This window comes from Collinsella aerofaciens (assembly GCF_040926265.1).
GTDB lineage: Bacteria > Actinomycetota > Coriobacteriia > Coriobacteriales > Coriobacteriaceae > Collinsella > Collinsella aerofaciens_BB.
Genome location: NZ_JBCOIL010000003.1, coordinates 49,343 through 73,065, shown reverse-complemented (window position 1 = coordinate 73,065; position 23,723 = coordinate 49,343). Strand labels below are relative to the sequence as shown.

23 protein-coding genes are annotated in these 23,723 nt (G+C 60.2%); 1 reads left to right on the top strand and 22 read right to left on the bottom strand.

Annotated features, from left to right (window positions below; all coding sequences use genetic code 11):
• Nucleotides 1–35 precede the first annotated feature (35 nt).
• The 3 genes from ptsP to AB5767_RS01465 all read right to left on the bottom strand — a co-directional run bounded on the left by ptsP (nucleotide 36) and on the right by AB5767_RS01465 (nucleotide 4,582).
• A complete protein-coding gene (gene ptsP / locus AB5767_RS01475; RefSeq protein WP_368132445.1) occupies nucleotides 36–1,739 on the bottom strand; it encodes a phosphoenolpyruvate--protein phosphotransferase in 1,704 nt (567 codons plus the stop codon).
• A 133-nt stretch (nucleotides 1,740–1,872) separates the two neighbouring features.
• Nucleotides 1,873–2,136 (bottom strand): HPr family phosphocarrier protein, encoded by a 264-nt coding sequence (locus tag AB5767_RS01470; RefSeq protein ID WP_022094575.1) that lies wholly within the window; start codon nucleotides 2,134–2,136, stop codon nucleotides 1,873–1,875.
• A gap of 442 nt (nucleotides 2,137–2,578) precedes the next feature.
• Nucleotides 2,579–4,582, bottom strand: coding sequence for a fructose-specific PTS transporter subunit EIIC (locus tag AB5767_RS01465; RefSeq protein WP_368132446.1), 2,004 nt, complete (start codon nucleotides 4,580–4,582; stop codon nucleotides 2,579–2,581).
• Nucleotides 4,583–4,854: 272 nt separating this feature from the next.
• Here AB5767_RS01465 and AB5767_RS01460 point away from each other — a divergent pair, with 272 nt between their 5' ends.
• Nucleotides 4,855–5,712: a MurR/RpiR family transcriptional regulator gene (locus AB5767_RS01460; RefSeq protein ID WP_368132447.1), complete on the top strand. Its 858-nt coding sequence runs from the start codon at nucleotides 4,855–4,857 to the stop codon at nucleotides 5,710–5,712.
• Between the two features lie 59 nt (nucleotides 5,713–5,771).
• Here AB5767_RS01460 and AB5767_RS01455 read toward each other — a convergent pair whose 3' ends face one another.
• From AB5767_RS01455 to AB5767_RS01365, 19 genes are all read right to left on the bottom strand, one after another.
• Nucleotides 5,772–7,400 carry a DNA repair protein RecN gene (locus AB5767_RS01455; protein ID WP_368132448.1) on the bottom strand — a complete coding sequence of 543 codons (1,629 nt, stop codon included), beginning with the start codon at nucleotides 7,398–7,400 and terminating at the stop codon, nucleotides 5,772–5,774.
• A complete protein-coding gene (locus tag AB5767_RS01450) occupies nucleotides 7,390–8,250 on the bottom strand; it encodes an NAD(+)/NADH kinase (protein ID WP_035138200.1) in 861 nt (286 codons plus the stop codon). The genes AB5767_RS01455 and AB5767_RS01450 overlap by 11 nt, the downstream gene beginning before the upstream one ends.
• Complete coding sequence (locus AB5767_RS01445; protein ID WP_148331517.1) at nucleotides 8,247–9,050, bottom strand: TlyA family RNA methyltransferase; 804 nt, start codon at nucleotides 9,048–9,050, stop codon at nucleotides 8,247–8,249. The genes AB5767_RS01450 and AB5767_RS01445 overlap by 4 nt, the downstream gene beginning before the upstream one ends.
• A 35-nt stretch (nucleotides 9,051–9,085) precedes the next feature.
• Nucleotides 9,086–9,325, bottom strand: a complete 240-nt coding sequence (locus AB5767_RS01440; protein WP_006233978.1) for an exodeoxyribonuclease VII small subunit — start codon at nucleotides 9,323–9,325, stop codon at nucleotides 9,086–9,088.
• Between the two features lie 2 nt (nucleotides 9,326–9,327).
• The gene (gene nusB / locus AB5767_RS01435) at nucleotides 9,328–9,915 is read right to left on the bottom strand and encodes a transcription antitermination factor NusB (RefSeq protein WP_195503162.1); all 588 of its coding nucleotides are present in this window, start codon (nucleotides 9,913–9,915) and stop codon (nucleotides 9,328–9,330) included.
• 3 nt (nucleotides 9,916–9,918) lie between these two features.
• Nucleotides 9,919–10,281: an Asp23/Gls24 family envelope stress response protein gene (locus AB5767_RS01430; RefSeq protein ID WP_006233982.1), complete on the bottom strand. Its 363-nt coding sequence runs from the start codon at nucleotides 10,279–10,281 to the stop codon at nucleotides 9,919–9,921.
• Between the two features lie 24 nt (nucleotides 10,282–10,305).
• Nucleotides 10,306–10,869 (bottom strand): elongation factor P, encoded by a 564-nt coding sequence (efp, locus tag AB5767_RS01425; RefSeq protein WP_006233983.1) that lies wholly within the window; start codon nucleotides 10,867–10,869, stop codon nucleotides 10,306–10,308.
• A gap of 158 nt (nucleotides 10,870–11,027) precedes the next feature.
• Nucleotides 11,028–12,158 carry a M24 family metallopeptidase gene (locus AB5767_RS01420; RefSeq protein ID WP_368132581.1) on the bottom strand — a complete coding sequence of 377 codons (1,131 nt, stop codon included), beginning with the start codon at nucleotides 12,156–12,158 and terminating at the stop codon, nucleotides 11,028–11,030.
• 132 nt (nucleotides 12,159–12,290) lie between these two features.
• The gene (locus AB5767_RS01415; protein WP_196033857.1) at nucleotides 12,291–13,400 is read right to left on the bottom strand and encodes a hypothetical protein; all 1,110 of its coding nucleotides are present in this window, start codon (nucleotides 13,398–13,400) and stop codon (nucleotides 12,291–12,293) included.
• Nucleotides 13,397–13,930 carry a shikimate kinase gene (locus tag AB5767_RS01410; RefSeq protein WP_006233986.1) on the bottom strand — a complete coding sequence of 178 codons (534 nt, stop codon included), beginning with the start codon at nucleotides 13,928–13,930 and terminating at the stop codon, nucleotides 13,397–13,399. The genes AB5767_RS01415 and AB5767_RS01410 overlap by 4 nt, the downstream gene beginning before the upstream one ends.
• A gap of 8 nt (nucleotides 13,931–13,938) precedes the next feature.
• Entirely contained in the window at nucleotides 13,939–14,436 is a 498-nt protein-coding gene (locus AB5767_RS01405) for a YqeG family HAD IIIA-type phosphatase (RefSeq protein WP_368132827.1), read from the bottom strand.
• Nucleotide 14,437: 1 nt separating this feature from the next.
• Entirely contained in the window at nucleotides 14,438–15,871 is a 1,434-nt protein-coding gene (mltG, locus tag AB5767_RS01400; protein ID WP_368132313.1) for an endolytic transglycosylase MltG, read from the bottom strand.
• Nucleotides 15,864–16,292, bottom strand: a complete 429-nt coding sequence (gene ruvX / locus AB5767_RS01395) for a Holliday junction resolvase RuvX (protein WP_035138185.1) — start codon at nucleotides 16,290–16,292, stop codon at nucleotides 15,864–15,866. Before ruvX ends, mltG begins: the two co-directional genes overlap by 8 nt.
• A 17-nt stretch (nucleotides 16,293–16,309) precedes the next feature.
• A complete protein-coding gene (gene alaS, locus AB5767_RS01390; RefSeq protein WP_368132312.1) occupies nucleotides 16,310–18,967 on the bottom strand; it encodes an alanine--tRNA ligase in 2,658 nt (885 codons plus the stop codon).
• Between the two features lie 152 nt (nucleotides 18,968–19,119).
• Nucleotides 19,120–20,526: an AI-2E family transporter gene (locus AB5767_RS01385; RefSeq protein WP_368132311.1), complete on the bottom strand. Its 1,407-nt coding sequence runs from the start codon at nucleotides 20,524–20,526 to the stop codon at nucleotides 19,120–19,122.
• Complete coding sequence (locus AB5767_RS01380; protein WP_022094589.1) at nucleotides 20,523–21,314, bottom strand: RNA polymerase sigma factor SigF; 792 nt, start codon at nucleotides 21,312–21,314, stop codon at nucleotides 20,523–20,525. The genes AB5767_RS01385 and AB5767_RS01380 overlap by 4 nt, the downstream gene beginning before the upstream one ends.
• Nucleotide 21,315: 1 nt before the next feature.
• Nucleotides 21,316–21,693 carry an ATP-binding protein gene (locus AB5767_RS01375; RefSeq protein WP_006233993.1) on the bottom strand — a complete coding sequence of 126 codons (378 nt, stop codon included), beginning with the start codon at nucleotides 21,691–21,693 and terminating at the stop codon, nucleotides 21,316–21,318.
• Nucleotides 21,686–22,273, bottom strand: a complete 588-nt coding sequence (locus AB5767_RS01370) for a hypothetical protein (protein WP_138374846.1) — start codon at nucleotides 22,271–22,273, stop codon at nucleotides 21,686–21,688. The genes AB5767_RS01375 and AB5767_RS01370 overlap by 8 nt, the downstream gene beginning before the upstream one ends.
• 100 nt (nucleotides 22,274–22,373) lie before the next feature.
• Nucleotides 22,374–23,723, bottom strand: a complete 1,350-nt coding sequence (locus AB5767_RS01365) for a replication-associated recombination protein A (protein WP_368132310.1) — start codon at nucleotides 23,721–23,723, stop codon at nucleotides 22,374–22,376.

The window sequence follows — 23,723 nt, the reverse complement described above, 5'->3', positions numbered from 1 at the left end:
CCCATTCCAACCACGCGGTTACCTCTGATACCAAATTAGCGAGCTGCGGACTCGAGCAGTGCCTTGACCTCGGCGGCGGTGTTGCAGGCGAGCGCCTTCTCGGCGAGCTCGTCGCACTCGGCCTTGGTCCACTGGCTGATGGTCTTGCGGGCGCGCAGGATCGACGGAGCGCTCATCGAGAACTCCTCCAGGCCCCAGCTGATCAGCAGCGGCTCAAGCAGCGGATCGGCAGCGGCCTCGCCGCACATACCGACCATGATGCCGGCCTTCACGCCGCTCTCAATGATGTTCTTGAGCGAGCGGAGCACGGCGGGATAGTACACCTGGTACAGGTTGGAGATGGTGTCGTTGCCACGGTCGGCGCACATGGTGTAGCCGATCAGGTCGTTGGTGCCGATGGAGAAGAAGTCGGCGACCTTGGCCAGGCGGTCAGCGAGGAGAGAGGCGGCAGGCGTCTCAACCATGATGCCGACCTCGATGTTCTCGTTGAACTTGCGACCCTCTTCGGTCAGCTCGGCCTTGCACTGCTCGACGAGCTCCTTGACAGCCACGACCTCCTCGACGCAGGTGACGAGCGGGATCATGATCTTGACGTCACCGAAGGCGCTGGCGCGCAGCAGAGCGCGAAGCTGGACCTTGTACTGGTCGGGATTGGCCAGGCAGTAACGCACGGCGCGGAAGCCCATGAAGGGGTTGTCTTCCTTGACCATGTGCAGGTACGGGATCTCCTTGTCGCCGCCCACATCAAGCGTACGAATGATGACCGGAGCGCCCTTGAGCGCGCTGGCGACCTTGCGGTAGGCGTTGAACTGCTCCTCCTCGGAAGGAAGCTCAGCAGAGTCCATGAACAGGAACTCGGAGCGGAACAGACCAATGGCCTCGGCGTCGTGATCGAGCGCGTTGGGCACGTCATCGGGGTTACCGATGTTGCAGGCGATGATCTTCTTGATGCCATCGGCAGTAACGGACGGCTTGCCGCGGAAGGCCTCGAGGGCCGCCTTCTCGGCAGCGAAGGCCTCGGCCTTGGCGGTGTAGGCGGCGAGCGTCTCCTCATTGGGATCGGCCTCGACGATACCCTTGCCACCGTCGACGACAACGGTCATGCCGTTGCGCAGCGCGGTGCAGCTGTTGGAAACCGAAAGGACAGCCGGGATCTCGAGGGCGCGCGCGATGATCGCGGAGTGCGACGTGCGGCCACCGGTCTCGGTGACGATACCGGCAACGTGGGCCTTATCGATCGTGGCGGTCATGGACGGCGTAAGGTCGTGCACGACAACGACGGTGTTCTCGGGCAGGACGGAGAGGTCGACGACCTCCTTGCCCAGCAGCTCGGCCAGAATACCGGTGCGGATGTCGGCGATGTCGGCCGCGCGCAGACGGAACATCTCGTCGTCCATGGACAGGAACATGTTCTCGAACATGGTCGAGGTGTCCATGAGCGCCTGCTCGGCGCAGGTGCCGCCGTCAATGGCGGCGTTGATGGCGTCGGTCATGCCCGGGTCCTGAGCCAGGACAATGTGTCCGCTCATGATCTCGGCCTCGGCCTCGCCCACCGTCTCCTTCATGTGGTCGGCCTGAGCCTGGGTCTTCTCGCAGAAGACCGAAAGAGCGGACTGATAGCGCTCCTTCTCTGCTGCCGAATCAGCAACCTCATGCGGCTCAAACGTCAAGTCGGGATCGACGGCGACCATGACGGTGCCGATACCGATGCCCTCGGAAGCGTTGACTCCCTGATACATTCCCATTCCTCTCTCCGTGTCATGTGATAAAGCGTTTTGCCATATCCATGACAAAAGAGCGCAGCTACCTTAAAACAGGTCACTGCGCTCCCAAATATGAACTTAGTTGTTCAACATGCGACCCGTTTGAGTTCTACTCGCCAAGACCGCTCTTGATGAGCTCGATGGCAGCAGCCAGAGCCTCGGCCTCGTCAGCGCCGTCGCACTTGACCTCGACCTCGGTGCCGCAGGGGATACCAGCAGCCATGAGGGCCATCGGGGACTTGCCGTTGACCTCCTTCTCGGGGGTGACGACCGTCACGTCGCAGGCGTACTTGCCCATGGTGGAGGCGAAGAGGCCAGCAGGACGCATGTGAAGACCCTGAGGATTAACGAGGGTAGCCTTCTCAGAAACCATAATTGACTCCTTTTTTGTGTTTAACCCCTGTCGACCATGCGACAGGAGCCATATTCACGACGTTGTTTATATTAACTCACATCAAACTGTTTTTCATTATGTTTCGCACGAATTATTGGACGGATGTGTTTGTCGTCCGCTTGCTCGCCCACAGGGGCCCGTGCGCGGCCTGTGAGATTTCCTGCTCTACAGTCCTGCTCGCACGAAGAGCACATTAAGTGCTCTTCGGCTCGAGCGGAACTCGCAATAAATCTCACAGGCCGCGCACGGGCCCCTGTGGGCGAGCAAGCTGCGGAAACACGGTCGGTCCAGAGTAATGTCGGCTGAAAGGCATTCTGGCTGATGGGATAACCGATGCGTTCTCTGATTCGAAAAAGGCGGAGGCCCTGGAGAGGGACTCCGCCTTATATACAGGGGGCGATGTTATTCGCGGGCTGGGGGATTAGACCAGGCGGGCGTTGATCGTCTTGGCGATCTCGGCGGCGTCGGTGGAACCCTTGACGGTGGCACGGAAGTCCTCGTCCATGAGCGCCTCGGCGACCTTGGACAGGATCTTGAGGTGCGTGGTGCCAGCCTGGGCACCCGGGATGAGCAGGGCGATAGCCACGTTAACGGGAGCGCCGTCCATGGTGTCCCAACCGGTCACGCCGGACTCGTCCTTAACGACGATGACGGCAGCCTCGGTAATGGCGTCGGACTTGGCATGCGGGATGGCGAAGCCCTCCATCATGCCCGTGGTGCCCTCGGCCTCGCGAGCCAGGAAGGCGTTCATCACGGCGTCGGCGTCGCTGGCGATACCTGCCTTGACGGCCTGGTTGGAAACGAAGCTCAGAGCCTCGTCACGAGAAGCGAAGTCCTCGGCGGCAAAGACATTCTCGACCTTCACGAAGTCGGCAGCCTCGGCCTTGGGGGCCTCGACGGCAGCGGCCTTGGGGGCCTCAACGGGCTTGGCTACAGGAGCGGCCTTCTGATTCTTCTCGAAGTCGTACTTCTTGAAGGCCACGAACAGGATGCCACCGACCACAGCGCCGATGAGGATCGCGAGGACCCACAGCGGACCGTTCTCGACAACAGGCAGGACCAGGAAGCCGCCGTGAGGCGCCGGATCGTGAACGTTGAAGAAGATGGTCAAGATGGAAGCGATGGAAGAACCGAGCATCATGATGGGCATGACGGGCCAGATGTTCTTGGTCATGAACGGAATGGCGCCCTCGGTGATGTGGGTGCAACCAAGGATGAGGTTGACGATACCGGCGTCATGATCCTCCTGGCTGAAGTACTTCTTGCCGACAACGACGGCGAAGGTGGTGATCAGCGGCGGAACGATGCAAGCGGCGGAAACGGCAGCCATGAAGTTGGTGCCGAAGTTGTAGGTCTCGGTGCCGACGCCAGCTTCGAGAGCGGTACCGAGCAGGAAGGTGCCAGTAGCGTAAGCAGCCTTGTTGACCGGGCCGCCCATATCAAAGGCGCACATGCAGCCGATGGCCAGGCCAAGGATCACCGGACCGGAGTTACCGAGGCTCTGCAGGAAATCCATCATGCCCTGGTTAATGGCAGCCATGGGGCCGGAAATACCGAGCATGACCAGGCCGACGATGGCGGTAGAGCACAGCGGATACAGGAAGATTGCCTTCAGGCCATTAAGGCTCGCGGGAATTTTAGAGAAAGCCTTCTCGAGCAGCAGGATGACATAGCCAGCGAGGAAGCCGCCGACGATGCCGCCCAGGAAGCCGAAGCCCACACCCGAGCCTCCAGCGTCGATCATGCCGGTATCGGCGTTGATGGGAAGACCCTGGATGGCAATCATACCGGCAACAAAGCCGGGGACGAGCGCCGGGCGCTTGCCGATGGACTCGGCGATGTAAGCGGAGAGCACCGGAACCATGAGGTTCATGGCGATACCGCCGATAATCTTGAGCATCGCGGCAAAGCTGTTGTAGTCGGCAGCCGTCGAATCAAAGGACGTGATGCCCCACAGGAACGAAATGGCGGTCAGAACACCACCGGCAACGACGAAGACCAGCATGTGGCTGACGCCGTTCATGAGGTGCTTGTAGATGACGTGACCGATGGACTCCTTCTCCTCGACCTCGTCCTCGACATCGGCGGCAGCGCCAACCGTGTCGTCGCCCTTGGCGGCGAGCGCGCGGTCGATCAGCTTTCCGGCGGCCTCGACGGACAGGGCCTTGGAAACACCGACGGAAACCATGGGCTTGCCGGCGAAACGCTCAGCCTGGACATCCTTATCGGCTGCGACGACGACGGCCTTGGCACCAGCGATCTCACTCTTGGTGAGCTCGTTCTCGACACCGACCTGGCCATGTGTCTCGACCTTAATGGTCAGACCACGCTCGGCAGCAGCCTTCTCCAGCGCCTCCTTCGCCATGAAGGTGTGCGCAATGCCGGTCGGGCAACCGGTCGCGGCGATGATGTCAAACTTAGCCATGTGTCCCTCCTTCTTGAGTACAGCGCCCGCGGGCGCTCCCCTACACGCGCTTCGATGCGCGTTTTTCCACAACTGAAAGATACCAACCTACCGTCCGCGTGAGAAGAGCTAAGGTGCAAATCTCCGGTGAAAGGTTCTTTCATAACCGTAAACGGTAAGTGAAAGTTTACCATCAACACTTGAAACGGCAAGGTGTATCTTGTAATTGAAAATGCCCGTATACTATGGCATGGCGTAGTAAATTAGATTTTCATGCCAACCAGGAGCCATCCATGACCGATAGTAGCAAGAGCGCACTTTCCCTCATTAGCACCCATCAGGGATACAGCGAGTCCGAGCAGCGCATTGTCGACTATATATTGGAGCACCAGTCCGAGGCGCCACGCCTCACGGCCGCTCAGCTCTCGCGCGCCGCCGCCACGTCCGAGGCGACCGTTTCGCGCTTCTGCCGCAAGCTTGGCTTTGGTAGCTTCCGCAGCTTTCAGTTTTCGTTGGCGAGGGATTTGGAAAGCCAGCGTAACGAGGGCCTGACTGACGAGGTCTCGCTCGACAATATGGAGCAGAGCCTAAAAAATATCCTCGCCGCCAAGGTGAGTGAGCTTAATGCGACCATCGACGGCATAGATCACGACGCGTTGGCCGCAGTTGTACACGCGCTTAAGAATGCCGGCGTTATTGAGTTCGCCGCCGTGGGCAATACGAACGCGGTCGCGCTCGATGCGACGTTTAAGTTTTCGCAGCTGGGCCTGCGCTGCATGGCGAGCACCATTAGCGAGACATCAATCGGCTTTGCGCTCACGTTACGCCCGGGTGACGTCATCGTGCTAATCTCAAACTCTGGCAAATCGCGCCGACTGAATCGCATGGCAAAAGCGGCTCACAACTGCGGCGCAACCGTAGTCGTCATCAGCAGCGACAGTAAATCCCCGCTCGCGCGCTTGGCAGACTACACTTTTAACACCGTCAACCACGAAGCGCTGCTGACAACGGGCGACTTTGCGTTCTCTAAGATCAGCGCCACGATGATCATCGAAGTCATCTACAACTTCCTGCTGCCCGAGATTGAAGACGCTCGCGAGCATATCAGCTACTACGAGGAGCTCATCCAGCCGGATAAGGTCGTTGAGTAAAACGCGTAGTGGGACAAAAATTTCAGTCCATTTTGTCCCACCAACACCGCTGATACGACCTAACCTCGAGCTTCTTCGAGCATCTGCTTCGCGTGGGCCAAGCTTGCCTCGGACTGATCGCCGCTCAACATGCGGGCGATCTCGGCGGTACGCGCTTCACCGGTTACCTCGTCCAAATGCGTCTGGGGAACATCGCCCGGTTCCTTGCTGACGACATAATGCTTGTCAGCCATGACGGCGACCTGCGCCAAGTGGGTTACGACAATCACCTGATGCGTAGCGGCGAGATCTGCCAGCACGCCCGCGAGCGCACGCGCCGTGGAGCCACCGACGCCAGCATCGACCTCGTCAAACACCAGCGTATCGACACCGTCCGCGTTACCGAGGACAACCTTGCTTGCCAGCATGACGCGGCTGAGCTCGCCGCCCGACGCAATGCGGCGCAGGGGACGTGGAGTCAAACCGGCACCGCTGCGGTATAGCAGCTCGTAGCTCGAAGGACCAACGGGCGTCCACTCAGCACGGGGAAGATCGCGCGACTCCCAGACGAGCTCGGCGCCGCCCATCTCCAGGCGAGCCATCTGGCGGCCAACCTCGTAACAGAAGCGCGGGGCCGCCGTATTGCGGGCGCGCTTAAGTGCCTTGGCAGCGGCAAACAACTCGCGCTCAGCGCTCCCGAGTGCCTCACGCGCCTTTTTGATCTGTTCATCGCCATCATCGACCAGGGACAGCAGCTCTTGCGAGCGATCGCGCATGGCAAAAACATCGTCCATGGTGGGGCCCCACTGACGCAACAGGCCCTTGAGGTCGGAATACCGCTCACGCATGCGAGCGAGCTCGCGCGGGTCGAAGGCGACGCCATCGCGATAGGCACGAAGCTCGTTCGCGCAATCCTCAAGTGAGATACAGGCATCCGAAAGCGCATCGGCAATGTCGCCCAGTTTGCGATCGACGGTAGCCATTCGGGAAAGTTCTGCCACGGCGCTGTTCACGGCGTCGAGCGCTCCCCCTTCGGAGGCAAGCGATGCATGGGCATCGTTAGCTGTGGCAACCAGTACCTCGGCATGTTCGGAGCGCGGCAGCAGTTCCTCGAGTTCCTCATACTCGCCCGGTTTGGGGTCGACCTCGCCGATGCGCTCGAGCGCAAAGCGCGCTTCCTCGACGCGACTCCCCCGCGCACGTGAGGCCTCCTCGACGCGACGGACCTCCTTGGCAGCCGCGCGCGAGGCTTTAAAGCAAGCACGGTAGTGCTCGAGCGCCTCGAGCGCAGAGCGTCCCGCCCAGGCATCGACCATCGCAACGTGATGCGCCGGATCGAGCAAGCGCTGGTGCTCGTGCTGGCCGCACAGATCCATCATCACGCCGACGCGCTCCGAAAGCTCGCGCACACTGGCAATGCGACCGTCAATCTTCACGCGGCTGCGGCCCTCGGCAGAAAGGCTGCGCTGTACGGTGAACCCCTCCGTGTCGTGCGGCCCGTCGAAGAGTCGCGCCTCGACGCTCGCCAGTGCCTCGCCCTCGCGCACCGTCGACGAATCCGCACGCTCGCCCAAAATTAGCTTGAGGGCCGAGAGCAGCGCGGTCTTGCCGGCGCCAGTCTCGCCAGTCAGGACAGTCAGGCCGGCACTCGGCACCAGCGTCGCCTCGCGAATGAGTGCAATGTTATAAACCTGCAGCTCATCGATCATGACGGACTCCGTAGAATACGCGGCTCACCGAGTTATAGAAGCTCTCGGGGCCGTAATCCAGCAGCAACACATCTCCGGGCCCGCGGCGCACCGCCACGCTCTCAACGGTGCCATCGCAGGTAATAAACTGTCCATCGATAGCGATCGCCGGAACGCTCGGGCGATCATCGGACATAAAGATTTCGACGACATCACTCGGCGAGGTCAAAAAGGCACGAGCCTGAATGGTGTGCGGCGCAATGGGTACGCAGACCATGCCCGTATAGTCGGGGCTCACGATGGGGCCACCGGCACTGAGCGCGTAACCCGTAGAACCAGTCGCCGTGGACACGACCACGCCGTCGCCACGCAGACGGTCGATATGATGGCCGGACACCGTGATGTCGAACTCGACCATATCGGACAGCGGACCGCGGGTAAGCGCCATGTCGTTGAGGGCGAAGGTGCGCACGACATCCTTCGTACCGTCTTCGCGCACGGACACGATATCCGCGGCGATGGTGGCGCGACGGCTCACGTGCAGCTCACCGGACAGGGCGTCGCTCACGACCTGCAGGATGTCGCGCTCCTCGGGGCTCGCAGCAGTTAGAAAGCCCAGGTGACCATAGGAAAGACCGAGGATAGGAATCTCACGATGGTTGAGGATGCGGGCAGCGCGCAGCAACGTACCGTCGCCGCCGAGCGTAATGACCAGATCGGAGCCGTCAATATCAGGCGTGCTCTGAATCTTGGATCGCTGGTCGGCAGCCCATGCGACCTCATAGCCCTGGCGAGTCAGCCAAAGCTCGAGCATCAGGCCGCTCTCGACCGCCTCTTGCTTGTAGTAATTGGGAACCAGAAAGACCTTCATAGCGTTGCAGCTTTCTCGCTCATAACCGATACCTGGGATTGCAGCTCGTCTTGCGAGCGATCGCCGGGGTCAAATCTCGTGCCGTACAGGAAAAACTCAACGTTGCCCTTGGCACCATGAATGGGCGACACGCACACATCGACCGGGAACAGGCCCTTGGCAGCAAAGAGTTCAACCGCCGCCACGAGTGTATCGCGGCGCACGGCGGGATCGGTCACAATGCCGCCCTCGCCCACCAGCGCCGCCGGAGCCTCAAACTGCGGCTTTACGAGCGTGCAGAATGCACCCGTAGGCGCCAGGCACGCCAGTACCGCATCGATAATGTTCGCGATGCTGGTAAACGAGACATCACACACAGCCAGGTCGATAGTGCCGGCATAGCCAAGCTCAGGCAGCTGCGTCACGTTTGTGCGCTCATGCAGCGTCACGCGATCGTCCTGGCGCAACGACCAATCGAACTGGGCGCGACCCACGTCCACCGAGACAACGGTCGCAGCTCCGCGCTTGAGCAGACAATCGGTAAAGCCGCCGGTAGAGCAGCCCACATCCAGACAGGCAAGGCCCGTCGGATTGATGCCAAACGCATCAAGCGCGCCTTCGAGCTTAAGACCGCCGCGGCCAACATAGGGAATGCGCCCCTTCACATGCAGCGGCAGCCCCGGGATCACCTTAAGGCCCGGCGAAGTCAAGCGCTCACCGCCACTCGAGACCAAGCCGGCCATAAGAGTGCGAAGGGCATCCGCGCGATCGGCGCAGATGCCCTGTGAAATCAGTTCGTCATCAAGACGCACGCGTTTCATGAATGCCATCAACCATTCGTATCCGGAGATGCGGCCTAGCTATCCTGGGATTCGTTTGCCGCATCCTCATCGTATTCCTGCTCGAGCTTGTCGGCCTCACGCGGCGTCAACTCAAACTTGTCGACCATATCGACCGCGCGGGAGCCCAGCTCAATCGCTTCGTCAAACAAATCGAGCGAACGCTCCAAGGAGGTATCCTTGGAGCGAACGGTAGCGATGATCTGATCCAGACGGTCCGAAATCTCATCAAAGTTACGGACAGAACCCTCTGGCATGGCTACTCCTCGACGGAGTCGGCCTCGACGGCCTCAGCAGCGTCCGCATCCTCGGCCAACACACCAGCCTCAGCCTGGGCAACCGCAACCTTAGCGGCAGCCTCGGCAGCCTGTGCCTCCTCGCGAGCGCGATCCTCGGCCAGCAGCTCCTGGTATAGGTCCTCGCCCGGCAGCTCCTCGCTGCGAGCGATCTTGCCCAGCACGCCGTTGACGAACGACGCGGACTGGTCGGTGCCATAGGCCTTGGCAAGCTCGACGGCCTCGTTGATCACGATGGCGTCCGAGACCTCCTCGTCGGTGAGGAAACGCATCTCGTAAACGGCGATACGCAGCAGATTGCGGTCGGCACCGGGCATGCGCATAAGATCCCAGTTCTTGGCAACGGAGCGCAGAGCGCAGTCGATGCGGTCGATATGCTCGTAGGCACCGCGGCACAGCTCCAGCGCATAGGGGTCGAGGGGACCCTTCGAGATCAGGAAATCACCCTCGAGGACGCGCTCGAGCGGGCTGTCCGTGGCCTCGGCCTGGAACAGCAGCTGCAGCGCCTGACTGCGGGCAAGCGTACGCCCGCGATAAACCTTAAGGCTCAAAGGTTACTCCTTGGGGAAAACGAGGCCGTCGATGCAAACGTCAACACGCTCAACCTCAACGCCAACCTGGGCATCGATGGCAGCGACCACGGCAGCGCGAACGGCCTCGGCGAGTTTCTTGAACGGATAGCCAAAGAACACCACGACACGCACGGTGAGTGCGAGCTTGTCGCCAACGACCTCGGCCTCGACAGCCGGCTCGGAAGCCGGGGCCTTGGACGAGAGCATCATGGAGACAAGATTAGTGGCAAGGTCCTTGACGCCAACGGAGGCGATGCCCTCGACATCGGACACGGCGCGCGAGACGATGGCGGTCAGAACATCGGGCGAAATGCCGATGCCGTCAATCTTGATTTCTTGGGGCATGAGTCCTCCTAGAAGAGTTGGTTGCTAGACGCGGGAGACGAACTTGCCGTCGCGGGTGTCAACCTTGATGACCTCGCCCTCGTTGAGGTACATGGGGACCTGGATGACAGCGCCGGTGTCGATCGTGGCCGGCTTGGTGGAACCCTGGACGGTATCGCCCTTAAAGCCCGGGTCGGTCTGGACGATGGTGGTCTCGATGAACATCGGCGGGGTCACGCCCATGAGCTCATCGTCGGCGAAGAGCAGCTGGCAGATGTCGTTCTCGCGCAGCCACTTGGAGTTCTCGCCCACCATGTCCTCGGGAACGGGAACCTGCTCATAGGACTCGTTGTCCATGAAGATGTAGTCGGTGCCATCGTTGTAGAGGTACTGGAACTCACGGGTGGTGAGCATGACGCTCTCGAACTTGGTGCCGGCGTTGCAGGTGTTCTCGACGACGCGGCCGCTCTTGATGTCGCGGGTCTTGTAGCGCACAAACGCGCCGCCCTTGCCCGGCTTGACATGCTGGAACTCGACGATGGTGTAGACCTTGTCCTTGATGCGGAGACCGAGGCCGTTCTTGAAGTCGGCGGTAGAAATGGTAGGCATAGCGACCTTTCTTGTTATGGGAAGAACGCACAAGCGTCCAAATTACATACGATAGAAATTATACACTTGCAGACCGCGCCTGCGGCGAGCGCATAAAAAGAGAACGCGGGGCGCCCGAATTGCTCCGGACGCCCCGCCCAAAAATCTATCGAAATGGGCTAGCAGTCGATGACGTGCAGGTCGTGCGGGGTCTTGGTGAAGGGCTCGTAGCCGTTCTCGGTGACCACGCCGTAGTCCTCCAGGCGCACGCCGCCCACGCCGGGCAGGTAGACGCCAGGCTCCATGGTGACAACCGAGCCGATCTCGATGGTGTTCTTGCTGCGGTTGAAGTTGGGCAGCTCGTGGATGTCGATACCGACGCCGTGGCCCAGACCATGGTTGTAGTAATCGCCATAGCCGGCATCGCCGATGATCTTCTTGGAAAGCTTGAAAATGTCGTTGCCCTCGACGCCCGGATGGATGGCGGCGACGCACTCCTCGTGCGTACGGCGCACGAGCGCGTACAGGTCAAGCTGCTCCTGCGTGGGCCCGCCCATCACGACAGTGCGTGTCATGTCGGAGCGATAATCGCAGTAGCCCGCGCCGTAATCCATGAGGACAAAGTCGCCCTTCTCGATCACGCGGTCGCTCGGGACGGCATGCGGGTTGGCGGTGTTGGAGCCGCTCGCCACGATGGAGCCGAAGGCAAGGCTGTCAGCACCGTTGGCGAACATAAAGTTCTCGAGCTCGTTGCGTACCTGCTTCTCGGTCATACCGGGCTTAATAAAGCCGAGCATGTGCTGGAAGGCGGCATCGGTGATCGACTGCGCATGGCGCATGAGTTCAATCTCCTCGGCGTCCTTGATGGCGCGCATCTTGCGGATGTCGTCGTGCATCAGCGGCAGCATACAGGCGACGGAGCGGTCCTCCAGGCCGCGCTGAATACCCTGGTAGAAATTAATCTGCATATCGTCCTCGACAGCGCAGACGCGGCATTTGTTGGCCGCGATCTTGCCGGCGACCCAACCGGGGATGGTGCCCTCATCCATGTCGTAGACCCAGGGGCTGCCGGCAGGCGTGTTCTCCTCAAAGCTGTTGAGGTAGCGCGAGTCGGTATGGAACAGGCACTGGTCAGCCGTAATAAACGCCGCGTGCGGGAACTCGAAGGTGTAGTCGAAGACGCCCTTCACGCCCGTGAGCCAACGAAGATTGGCCTCGTCGCGTACCACGATAGCGTCGTAGCCACGCTCGACCATCAGGGCACGGACGCGCTCGATACGACCGGCAGGACCGGCAGCAAACTCAGACATGCAGATTCCTTTCTTGTTGTCTCTATATAGACGGGACGGGTCTCAACCGAACGACGGAATCGCATGCGATCCGCAACCGATTGGAAACCCGCCCCTCAACATGATACGAAAGACGATGGAAGTCAATAAATCTTAGAGAAGTTCTTTACGAGAAGCCAAGTAGGCGTGAGCATGGCGCTCAAGAACCTCGTCCTCAACGTTCGTTAGGCGAATGGCGCCGAGTGCTGCGGGCAGCGGCAGCATGCTGCGGTTTGAGCGCGCGAACTGCTGCCTACGGAACTCCTCGATATATGCGACAGGCTCCAGATCGAAGGCAAGTTCCTCGATACCAAAGTCCTCCAGGCAGTCATCGACCTCAAAGACGTAATCGATATCAAAGTCGCAGGCATCATGTGCTAGGCGCGCCTCAAAGCGCATGCCCTCGGATAACAGCTGATAGGCAGGGACCTGCGAAGCGGCATCGCCCAAGCAGGCGCGCAGGGTACGCTCCCCCGTCTTGCCAAAATCGAGCGCATGGCGAGCGCTCGGGTTCGTGGCCATCAGTACGTCCTTGCGGGCAGTCTGAGACCATTGAACGGCATTAACGAGCGCGACCTCCTCGCCCGCGAGAATCTCGGGGACGGTCTCAGTAAACTGATTCCAGCGGGACTTGCTGCTCGAAAGCATGGTGCCAACAAGTACCACATAGCCGAGCTTAAGGTCCTCGGGGTCCGCCTCGCGAACAAGGTCGAGGTCACACACGACCAAGCCCGGTTCGGGACGGAAGGCGATAGCGGGAAGCGCATTCGCCGACGAGGCGACGAGCGGCTTCATGGTCGTCGCGACCGTGAGCATGGCGTCGAACGTCGTCGGCAACAGCGCGCACTCGGTTCGGCCGCACCACTGGTTTGCGCACCAGCTAACAACCGAGCAGGTTGCGGCATCGCCAACGGCGACAACCAGATCGTCGCAGGTAATGCCGTTGGCAGACAGGGCGCCAAAGATCGCATCGGCATCGGCCAGCGTGGCACCAGCAGGCGAAAGCTCAAGGACGAGCAGCGACACGGCAAAACCGGCGTCGACCAGCGCATGCTCGACAACCTCACCAAAACGCTCGGATGTGGCGTCGTTCCAAACCACCATAGCGCGCTTAGGCTTGCCAACGGCCGAGGCAAACATGCGCGACAGCTCATCGAACGCGCCCAATCCGACACGGACATCGACGCTGCGGTTTTGGAAATTGATCAGTTGACGGCGAATCATAGCAGCCCACGCTCCAAAAGCATCTCGGCACAAAGGTAGGAAACGTCCTCGAAGGACTTGTTGCGAATATCAAGGGTAAGGTCGGCAGCCTGGCGATACAGCGGACGGCGATGCTCAAACAGGCGCGCGGCATGCTCAGGCGAGCGGAAATCGGGGCGCGTGTCGGACCGACGAATCTGGCGAATCGAATCCTCAAAGTCGCCCTCGAGGTACACGCACGTACCCATTTCGTGCATCAGCTCAATATTCACCGGCGTCTCGACAATGCCACCCCCGCACGATACTAGCAGGCTGCGCTCACTTTGAAGCGAACGGAGTGCCGAGGTCTCGAGCTCGCGAAAACGATCCTCGCCCTCGGTCTCAAAAATCTCGGTTACCGACTTGCCGCAACGGCGGACGACCAGGCGGTCGGTATCGATAAAACGCCTCTTGAACATGGTGCCGACGTTGCGCGCGAGCGTCGATTTGCCCGCGCCCAAAAAGCCGATAAAGAAGATATGGTCGCAGCCGTGTTTGGTGTGCTGGGACATAGCGAGACCTAATCCTCGCAGGGAAGGTCGCGCAGGGCCCGGCGCTCAAAGATACGGAAGATCAGCGTATACCACAGGTCCTGCGTCGCCTGCGGCTTAACCAAGATGGTATCGACGCCGGCGAAGTTGCCGCTCCACACGTCAGTGTAGAGCTGATCACCGATCAGCACCGCCTCGTCGGCCGTGGCGCCGAGGCGCTTAAGACCCGCCTTGAGGGCAAACGGCGCCGGCTTCATGGCGTGGCTGATGGCCTCGAGTCCCAGCTCGCGTGCAGAGCTCATGACCTGGTCGCGATGCCAGTTATTGGACACCATGCACAGCTTAAAGCCTTTGGCGCGGGCGGCATCGAGCCACGCGGAAACCGCGGCGGGAACCTGCTCGGTGTCGCGCGGCACCAAGGTGTTATCGCGATCGAGCAGAATGGCGCGTTTGCCGTCGGCCCACAGGGTATCAAGGTCGATGCGATCGACCGAGGCAACGTAACGTTTGGGGCTAAAAATCCTCATGCTAATTCCAAGACTGTTGATGCTCTTCGTAGGTTTGCGAGAAGTACTCCTCGTCCTGCGTAATGTAGAAATACAGGTCATCGGAGTCGGTCGGCTCAAGCGTGGCCTTGAGTGCCTCGAGCGACGGAGAGCAGATGGGCGTGGGTGGCAGACCCTCGTGCTTATAGGTGTTATACGGACTATCGCTCTGCAGGTCGTCGGCGGTAACCTCGCCACCGGTGACATACATCATGGTCGCATCGCTGTTGAGATAGCGCAGACCGTCGAGTTTGCCGGCAAGGCGGTTGTAGAAGACCGAGGCCACGTGCGCACGTTGATCGGCGTTGAGGCCCTCGCGCTCAACGATAGAGGCCAAGTTGACGATGTCGTAGTCGGACATCTCCACGCCGTAGCGCTCCTTAATCTTGGCTTCGCAGTTCGCAAAGTCAAGCGACTTGTACTCGGTCTTAAACTGATCGAGCATAGCGCGAATCACGCCATCGGCCGTCGGCGAATCACCCAACGAATAGGTCTTGGGGAACAAGAAACCCTCGAGCGAATCGTTGGCGGCGCCCTTAAGGAAGCTATAGTCGTCCACGTAGTTGGAGGCCTTGGCCTGGTTGAGGAAGTCTTCCTTAGAGATGCTGTCGTAGGCCTGGGCCACACGGTCGGCGACCTGATCGACCGTCAGGCCCTCAGGGATAGTCAGCGTATTGGAGCCCGCGTTGGGGCCTTCCATGAGCTGCTGAACAACCTTGGTCGCATCCATGAGTGTGGTGAACGAATAATCACCAGGCTTGAGCGACATATCGGCGTTGAGCTTTTTCACCGCCGCATAGTAATCCTTGGGATTTTCTACGATATGGTTCTCGGAGAGAATCGAAGCGATGCTGTCACCCGAGGCACCATCGGGAATCGTGATAGTAACCTGCTGGCCTGCAACGACTTTCGCACCCTCACCGCCAAAGAAGCCCTTGACGGCTGGCACGACAAAGAAAACGATCGCGACAAGCGCAAGCACGGCAACAACGCCACCGATAATCATAGGCACCGGGGAGCTTTTCTTTTGAGCACCGCGACGAGCATGCGTGTTGTAGCTCGAGCGGGTCGCCGGAGCAACGCCATGCGAACCACGAGCGTGATGCGAATGCGATTGGGGGGCCTGCGTTCGCTGGGTAGGTGCCTGCTGCTTAAAGCGGGTGCCGCCTGCAGGCTGGGCCGTACGAGCAGTGGGCTGCTGAACCGCGTGAGAAGCCGAATGCTGAACCGAACGAGCAGAAGGCTGCTGACCCGTCCGTTGAACAGGTTGGGCCGAACGAGAGAAGGACTGCGCCGGGCGCGCGGCAGGCTGAGCTGCGCGCTGCGTCGGCTGTGCCGGACGCTGGCCAGGCTGGGCAGGGCGCGACGCCGGCTGCTGTGTACGATTCGGCTGGCGCGGATCGGAAGCACTAGGCATGCGAAACCTCCTCGTTTTTACGATCGAGCCACGTCTGCAAAAACAGGCTGGCGGCAATCATGTCGATCTTGCCCCTCATCTGCTTTTCGTTGAGTCCCTGCTCGCGCAGGATACGCTTGGCCTCTTGCGAGGACAGACGCTCGTCCTCAAACTCCAACGGAAGATCGAGCTCGTCGGCAATCTTTTGCGCCACAGCGGCAACGCGCTCGGCCTGAGGGCCGGGCTCACCGGCCATGGTCAGGGGACGTCCGCTTACCAGGATGTCGGGCTCATAGTCCTCAACCAGGTAGCGGAACGTCTTGGCCATACCGGTGACCTCGGCAGCCGGAAGCACCTTGACAGGCATCGCCATCTTGCCATCACGGCTCGAGACGGCGATGCCAATCCTGGTCTCCCCTATGTCCAGCGCGAGCGCAACCACAGTGACTTCTTAGATTCTTAGGCGCCGAGCGCGGTCTTAGCGGCCGCGAGGGCATCGGCGATGCCGGCAGCATTCTTGCCACCGGCCTGGGCCATGTTGGGACGACCGCCACCGCGACCGTCGACCAGACCCGCGATCTGCTTGATCACGTTACCGGCGTGGAAACCGGCCTTGACGGCGTCATCAGAGCCGGCAGCGAGCAGGGCCGGAGTGCCCTTCTCAGTCACGCTGGCGACGACACAAGCGACAGGGCCGGCGACCTTCTGATGCACGGTATCCCATACGTTGCGCAGGTCGGCAGCCTCAAGGCCCTGGAGCTCAGCGACAACGAGCTTATAGCCGTCGAGCTCGACGGCGCCCTCGATGGCACTGGAAATGGCGTCGGAGGAGCCACCGGTCAGAGCCTTTTTGAGCTTATTGGACGTCTCGCGCAGCTCGGCCTGCAGGTTCTTCACACGAGCGGGAACCTCATCCACGCGGCACTTGAGCGCAGCGGCGGCGGCGTCAACGAGTGCCAGGCGGTCGGCCATATAGTCGAGGGCACCCTTAGAGGTCACGGCCTCGATACGGCGGACATTGGAGCCCGTGGAGGACTCGGAAATGATCTTGAACAGGCCGATCTCGGCGGTGTTGGCAGCGTGTGTGCCACCGCAGAGTTCGCGGGAGAACGGCTGGTCCTCAGCGCCCACGGAGACAACGCGGACGACGTCGCCATACTTCTCGCCAAACAGGGCGACAGCGCCGGCAGCCTTAGCCTCGTCGATGCCCATGACACGGGTCACGACCGGCTTGGAAGCGAAGATCTGCTGGTTGACCAGGTCCTCGACAGCCTTGAGCTGCTCGGAGGACAGGGCCTCGAAGTGCGTAAAGTCAAAGCGCAGGTGCTCGGGCGTCACCAGCGAGCCGGCCTGGGAGACGTGCTCGCCCAGGACCTGCTTAAGGGCGGCGTCGAGCAGGTGCGTGGCGGTGTGGTTGCGGCGCAGGAAGCCACGGCGCTCGGCGTCGAGCGCGGCGGTCACGGTAGCACCGACGGCCAGCGTGCCCTCGGCAATGTGGGCGACGTGAGCATACAGGCCGTTGTGGTTCTTGGTATCGGAAACGGTCAGCGAAACGCCCTCGGCGGAAAGCTCGCCGGTATCGCCCTGCTGGCCACCCATCTCGGCATAGAACGGAGTGCGGTCGAGAACGACCTCGACGTCCTCGCCGGCGGCAGCGGACTCGACGGACTCGCCGTTGCGCACGATGGCAACAACCTTGGCGCCCTCGATCACATCGTTGTCATAGCCGTCGAACTCAGTCGCGGCGACCTTGTCGGAAAGCTCGACCCAAACGTCGTTGAAGCTGCCCCAGGCGTCGCCTTTGGCATTGGCGCGGGCGCGGGCCTTCTGGTCCTCCATGCAGGCAGTGAAGCCGTCCATATCGACATCGTGGCCAGCGGTGCCGGCGATCTCGACGGTCAGGTCGATGGGGAAACCAAAGGTGTCGTGCAGCTTAAAGGCAACGTCGCCCGGAAGCACAGCGCCCTCGGCAAGCGCTGCCAGGGCCTCGTCCAGGTAAACACGGCCGTTGTCGAGCGTCGTGGAGAAGCGCTCCTCCTCGGAGGCGACGATACCCTTGACGAGGGCGACGTTCTTGAGCAGCTCGGGATAAGCCTCGCCCATCTGAGCGTTGACTTCGTCGATGAACTTGGTCAGGAAGGCGCCCTCGATGCCCAGCAGGCGACCGTGGAACACGGCACGACGGAGCAGGCGGCGAAGGACGTACTCACGACCCTCGTTACCGGGAAGGATGCCGTCCGAGATCATAAAGTCGACGGCACGGGAGTGGTCGGCGATGATACGCAGGGAGCGGCTGGCGCCGGAGTAATCGTCGGCGTCATAGGTCTTGCCGCTAATCTTCTCGCCCAGCTTGATGAGATGCTGCATCAAGTCGCCGTCGTAGTTGGCGGTCTTGTGCTGCATGATGGCGGCCATGCGCTCCAGGCCCATGCCCGTATCGAGGTTGCGGTGCGGCAGCTCCGGCATGGAGCCGTCCTCCTGGCGGTCGTACTGGGTAAAGACGAGGTTCCAGAACTCCAGGAAGCGGTCGCAGTCGCAGCCAGGCTTGCAGTCGGGGCTGCCGCAGCCGACCTCCTCGCCCATGTCAAAGTAAATCTCGGAGCACGGACCGCAGGGGCCGGTGGGGCCAGCGGCCCAGAAGTTGTCGTCCTCGCCCAGGCGGGAGATGTGGTCCTCGGCAACGCCCAGAGAACGCCACACGTCGTGGGTCTCGTCGTCCTCGGTAAAGACGGTAAAGTACAGGCGGTCGAGCGGCAGCTTGAACTCCTCGGTGATGAGCTCAAAGGCCCAGGCGCAAGCCTGCTCCTTGGAGACGCCGCCAAAAGAGAAGTCGCCGAGCATCTCGAAGAAGGACAGGTGACGGCCGTCCTCGCCGATGCAATCGATGTCGTTGGTGCGGACGCACTTCTGGCAGGAAATCGCGCCGATCTCCTTCATGGTCTTCTTGCCCTGGTAGTACTCCTTAAACTGGTTCATGCCGGCGTTGGCAAGCAGCAGCGAAGGATCGTCGGGAACAAGAGACGAAGAAGGATAGAGCTTAAGACCGCGCTCCTCAAAGAAGTTGAGGAACTTGGAGCGGATCTCGGCCGTAGTCATTGACGGGTAGTCAGCACTCATAGAGGGAATCTCCTCGGTTTCACATCGAAACAGTTCAAACGTAACGATATTACCATCCCACCGCGCAAGTGCAAAAAAGAGGGCCGGCACAATGCCGGCCCTTCAGCGAAATTGCATGTTAGCGCGTATGAATATTAATCCGAATTACCCCGCTAGTTGTCATCATCGTCCATGGAGCCGTCGATGCCGGTTTTGGTGTCGTCCGTGTTGGAATCGTCATCCTTGGCAAAGGGGTTCTTGAAGAAGCCCGTGGAATCGGGTTGCAAACCCAAGAGCTTGATCCAGGGATTATCGAACTCGGGCTTAGGCATCGCCTGGGCCTCGGGCGCAGTCTCGTTACCGATGAGCTCGGACTCATAGATGAAGGTGTCGTCACCGAGCGCGTCGTAAGCGGCGACCGGGTTGCCATCGGCATCGCGGTACGGCGTGCCCTTAAACACGGCGCCGTCATAGGCCACAATCTGTCGGCCGGTCTCATTCTCGAAGTAGTACACGAAGATGCCCTTGAGGGCCGCACAAAGCGGGATGGCAATAATCATGCCGATGGGGCCCATGAGTGCCGAGCCAATAACGAGCGCCGTGAGGCTCATGATGGGATGCACCTGCACCGAGCTCTGCATGACCTTAGGAGAAATCACGTTGTCGGTGACGTTTTGCGCGACCATCGTCACGATGAGCGTCCATAACGCCAACATGGGGCTGAACATGAAACCGAGCACCGTGGCGATTGCTGCGCTCACCCAAGGACCGACGACCGGAACCAAATGCATGATGCCGGTAAAGATAGCCATGAGCGCCGCATACGGATGGCCGATGATCATAAAACCGATAAAGGCGAGGAAACCACCGCAGATGGACGTCACGACCATACCGCGCATGTAGCCGCCGACAGAGCGAGAAAGGATGGCGACCATAAAGCGGTACGAGGTCTCCTTCTCCTGACCGATGATGGTGCAAATCTCGTGATGCATGCGAGGGTAGTCGCAGGCCATCCAGTAGGCAAGCACCAGACCAAGGAAAATCACGAACAACTGCGAGGCCGTATTGGTGATGAGCGGGAACACACCGCGGCCAAGCTCGGCAGCAATCTGAGACACATACTTCGATGCCACGGTAACCAGCGACGAAAGATTATCGTCCAAATACTCCTTGAGCGGCGTGTTATTGAGCGTCTTGGCATGCGAGATCATCTCATTGAGATCGCCACCCGCAACACGAAGCTGCTCGGGCAGGCGGCTCAGGACTTCCATGATCTGACCAAAGAGAATCGGCGACAAGATGCAAACGACACCGACGAGCACGGCAACAACAACAATAAGCGCGATAAGCGAACCGATGCCGCGATTCACGCCATGGTGCTCGAGCCAGTTGGTGATCGGGGACATCACAAAGGCAATGATGGAACCAACAGCGAGAAACTCGATAACCGGCGCCAGGATGCCCATAAGGTTAAAGATGACAGCGGCGATGACAATGCAGCCGACAACAGCCCAAATGCGAAGCGTCAGAATGCGGGTGTCGCGCAGCACGCGATCGGTTTGTTGAGGGTGTTCACTCATGAACGAATCATCACTCCGTCGGGGTCGATCTTGTCCTGAATCTTCTTAAGCGTGCGGCGCAGCAGACGCGAAACCTGCACCTGAGAAATACCCAGCTTCTTGGCGATCTCGATCTGGGTCATGCCCTTCACAAAGCGCAGCTCGATCACCTCGCGCTCGCGCGGCGAGAAATCACGGATGGCTTCCTCGATCACTAGGCGGTCATCGGTAAAGTCGAGCTCGTTGTCGTCGTCGGCGTAACGGTCGAGAATCGAAGGGGCATCGTCGGAATCGGACGCACCAGGAGCCTCGATGGGCACCGAGGTATAGGCCGAAGACGATTCCATAGCCTCGAGGACCTCATCGACAGTCACATCTAGATACTCAGCGATCTCCTCAACCTTGGGCGAACGCTGCAGCTCGTTGGTAAGTTTGTCAGTAGCCTGGTTGACCTTGGCCGAGAGCTCCTGCAGACGACGCGGTACGCGCACACTCCAGCCCTTGTCGCGAAAATGGCGTTTGATCTCGCCCAGGATAGTGGGTGTCGCAAACGTCGTGAACTCGAGTCCGCGCTCGGGGTCAAAACGGTCGATAGCCTTGAGCAAGCCCAGATAGCCGACCTGCATGAGGTCGTCGAGCGGCTCGCCGCGATTCTTAAATTTGTTGGCAAGAAACCTTACCAGGTTCATATGGGACATGACGAGCTGCTCACGGGCGTCCGGATCACCGGTCTCCTTGTAACGACGAAACAGCTCGCGGGTTTTCTCCTTGTCCCAAGCGGTCTTGCCGCTCCGGGAACGTTCGGTCATATTAGATATCCGCCTTGAGGTCGAGGGAAAGCGTCAGGGGCGCCGTAGTCTTTTCGTAGGAGTCGCACACGCTTGCGAGGATGAGCTCGGCATACACCGCAGCCTGGTCGTCTTCATCGACCGTAGCCTGATCGCCAAAGGTAATAGTCATGCCAACGTGGGTCTCATCGACATCGAATTTGATGGTGATGTCATCGCAGTCGACCGCGGTGCAACCAAAGATGAAAGCCTCCTCGGCAGCCATGCGGATGTCCTCGATGCGATCGACAGACATAGAGCACAGGGCACCAACGTTGGCTGCCGTCATGCGCACAAGGCGAGCGAGACGCGGGTCACCGGCAACGGTCAGCGTGATAGGGCAGGTTGCTTCGCTACTCATCGCAGGACTCCTCAGAGGTCTCGGCGGGCGTATAGGTGTAATACTGAGCCGGCTTGGATACAGACTTCTGACCATCATCGTCGCCCGCGGCAGCCTCGTCCTCGCCAATTAGGACGCGCTCGGTAGGCTGCTCGGCCTCCGCAGCGGCAGCGGCGAGCTTGCGATCGGCGTCGGCTGCAGGAGCCTTCACCTTATTGAAGAGCTTCTGCACAGCACCGGCGGCAGAGTCGGTCACGCTAGACACAGCATTGCTGGCCTCGGCCATGCTGCCCGTAACCTCAGAAATGTCGCGAACCACGGCTTCGACCTCTACGAGATTGGAGGTAAGGGCATCAACTGCCGTCTTGCTCGACTTAAGCAGCGGCTCCATCTGGGCAAGCGCCGGCGTAAGCTCATCGACAGCGCCATCGAGCTTTGCCACCACAGGCTGAGCCTCGGCGATGGTGTTGTTGAGGTCGTTCACGGTCTTATCGAGCGAGTCGACAACATTGCGGGTCTTGCGCAGGGTAAGCGCGAGCTCAGCGATGGCCCACACGCCGGCAACGGCGAGCAGCAGCAGGGCGATTTGAATGGGACTCATACAAGCCTCCCGGAAGAATCGAAATACAGACGCTTTTCATGGTACCCCAAAGGGGACCGAACATGCCAAGAGCAGCAACGTGGGACAAAATTATCAGCAGCTACTTCGGTGCATTCCCGCTGCGGTCACGTTCGCTTTGCTCCACGCGCCACTCTTCCCAGCCGCGCCCGGCAGGCTGCCAGAACGCACCGCGCTCCAGCCCCTCGGGCAAATAGCGCTGATCGACCCAGCCTTCAGGATAATCGTGCGGGTATTTATACACACCGTATTCATCGCTGCCCGGGCGATGGCGATCGCGCAGATAACTCGGCACCTCGCGAAGCCCACTAGAATGTATATCGGCCAGCGCCGCATCGATCGAAGCCTCACACGCGTTGGATTTTGGCGCCAAGCACACATAGAGTGCAGCCTGAGCCAGGTTAATGCGGCACTCGGGATAGCCAATGACCTCGGCAGACTTAAACGCGGCATGCGCCACCAAAAGCGCCTGCGGGTCGGCGTTGCCAACATCCTCAGAAGCGTGAATCATAATGCGGCGAGCGATAAACTTAGGATCCTCCCCAGCATCGATCATGCGCGCGAGCCAATAGATCGTGGCATCGGGGTCGCTACCGCGCATGGACTTGATGAACGCACTGATGATGTCGTAGTGCATGTCGCCGTTTTTGTCATACGTAAAGCCGCGACGCGGGTTGGCGATCTTTACGTCATCCACGGTGATGGGATAGCGCTCCCCCGCCGCGGGCGCTGGCGTTCCCTCGGTATCGGGACGCGTGACGGTAATCTCGCTCGCAAGCTCGAGCGTCGTGAGCGCCGAGCGCGCATCACCCGCGGCCAGCGTACAAATGGTCTTGACCGTATCCTCATCGGCCGAGAACTTACCGTTCAGACCATGCGGAGCCTCGAGCGCACGCTCGATCAGCGTGGCTATATCCTCGTCCTTAAGATGTTCAAGTTCCACAACACGACCACGCGAGAGCAACGCCGAGTTGACCTCGAAGTACGGGTTCTCCGTCGTGGCACCAATCATAATGACGGTACGGTTCTCAACCGCATGTAGCAATGCATCCTGTTGTGACTTCGAAAAGCGATGAATCTCGTCGATAAACAGGATAGTGCGACGGTCATACGTATTCAGACGCGTCTTGGCCTCGTCGATCACGCGACGCAGGTCCTTCACGGTGCCCGTCACGGCGCTGACCTCGACAAACTCACTCTTGGTATGGTTGGCGATAATGTGGGCCAGCGTCGTCTTACCCGTACCGGCAGGCCCGTACAGAATCACGCTCGAAAGCACGTCATGCTCGATCGCGGCACGCAACCATGAGCCCTTACCAACGGCCTTTTGCTGGCCCACGTACTCATCGAGCGAATTGGGGCGCATGCGCACCGCAAGCGGCGCATTCTGAAAGGAACGCTCACGCGTCGAAGCAGAAAAAAGGTCGTCCAT

Bases quoted from the DNA above. Each gene is read 5' to 3' on its own strand.
- AB5767_RS01365 (WP_368132310.1), bottom strand. From the start codon at position 23,723: ATGGACGACCTTTTTTCTGCTTCGACGCGTGAGCGTTCCTTTCAGAAT.
- AB5767_RS01415 (WP_196033857.1), bottom strand. From the start codon at position 13,400: ATGATTCGCCGTCAACTGATCAATTTCCAAAACCGCAGCGTCGATGTC.
- AB5767_RS01405 (WP_368132827.1), bottom strand. From the start codon at position 14,436: ATGAGGATTTTTAGCCCCAAACGTTACGTTGCCTCGGTCGATCGCATC.
- AB5767_RS01450 (WP_035138200.1), bottom strand. From the start codon at position 8,250: ATGAAGGTCTTTCTGGTTCCCAATTACTACAAGCAAGAGGCGGTCGAG.
- efp (WP_006233983.1), bottom strand. From the start codon at position 10,869: ATGCCTACCATTTCTACCGCCGACTTCAAGAACGGCCTCGGTCTCCGC.
- mltG (WP_368132313.1), bottom strand. From the start codon at position 15,871: ATGCCTAGTGCTTCCGATCCGCGCCAGCCGAATCGTACACAGCAGCCG.
- AB5767_RS01465 (WP_368132446.1), bottom strand. From the start codon at position 4,582: ATGGCTAAGTTTGACATCATCGCCGCGACCGGTTGCCCGACCGGCATT.
- AB5767_RS01380 (WP_022094589.1), bottom strand. From the start codon at position 21,314: ATGACCGAACGTTCCCGGAGCGGCAAGACCGCTTGGGACAAGGAGAAA.
- AB5767_RS01440 (WP_006233978.1), bottom strand. From the start codon at position 9,325: ATGCCAGAGGGTTCTGTCCGTAACTTTGATGAGATTTCGGACCGTCTG.
- AB5767_RS01375 (WP_006233993.1), bottom strand. From the start codon at position 21,693: ATGAGTAGCGAAGCAACCTGCCCTATCACGCTGACCGTTGCCGGTGAC.
- AB5767_RS01460 (WP_368132447.1), top strand. From the start codon at position 4,855: ATGACCGATAGTAGCAAGAGCGCACTTTCCCTCATTAGCACCCATCAG.
- AB5767_RS01420 (WP_368132581.1), bottom strand. From the start codon at position 12,158: ATGTCTGAGTTTGCTGCCGGTCCTGCCGGTCGTATCGAGCGCGTCCGT.
- AB5767_RS01370 (WP_138374846.1), bottom strand. From the start codon at position 22,273: ATGAGTCCCATTCAAATCGCCCTGCTGCTGCTCGCCGTTGCCGGCGTG.
- AB5767_RS01470 (WP_022094575.1), bottom strand. From the start codon at position 2,136: ATGGTTTCTGAGAAGGCTACCCTCGTTAATCCTCAGGGTCTTCACATG.
- AB5767_RS01430 (WP_006233982.1), bottom strand. From the start codon at position 10,281: ATGCCCCAAGAAATCAAGATTGACGGCATCGGCATTTCGCCCGATGTT.
- AB5767_RS01455 (WP_368132448.1), bottom strand. From the start codon at position 7,400: ATGATCGATGAGCTGCAGGTTTATAACATTGCACTCATTCGCGAGGCG.
- alaS (WP_368132312.1), bottom strand. From the start codon at position 18,967: ATGAGTGCTGACTACCCGTCAATGACTACGGCCGAGATCCGCTCCAAG.
- AB5767_RS01410 (WP_006233986.1), bottom strand. From the start codon at position 13,930: ATGTCCCAGCACACCAAACACGGCTGCGACCATATCTTCTTTATCGGC.
- AB5767_RS01445 (WP_148331517.1), bottom strand. From the start codon at position 9,050: ATGAAACGCGTGCGTCTTGATGACGAACTGATTTCACAGGGCATCTGC.
- AB5767_RS01385 (WP_368132311.1), bottom strand. From the start codon at position 20,526: ATGAGTGAACACCCTCAACAAACCGATCGCGTGCTGCGCGACACCCGC.
- ptsP (WP_368132445.1), bottom strand. From the start codon at position 1,739: ATGTATCAGGGAGTCAACGCTTCCGAGGGCATCGGTATCGGCACCGTC.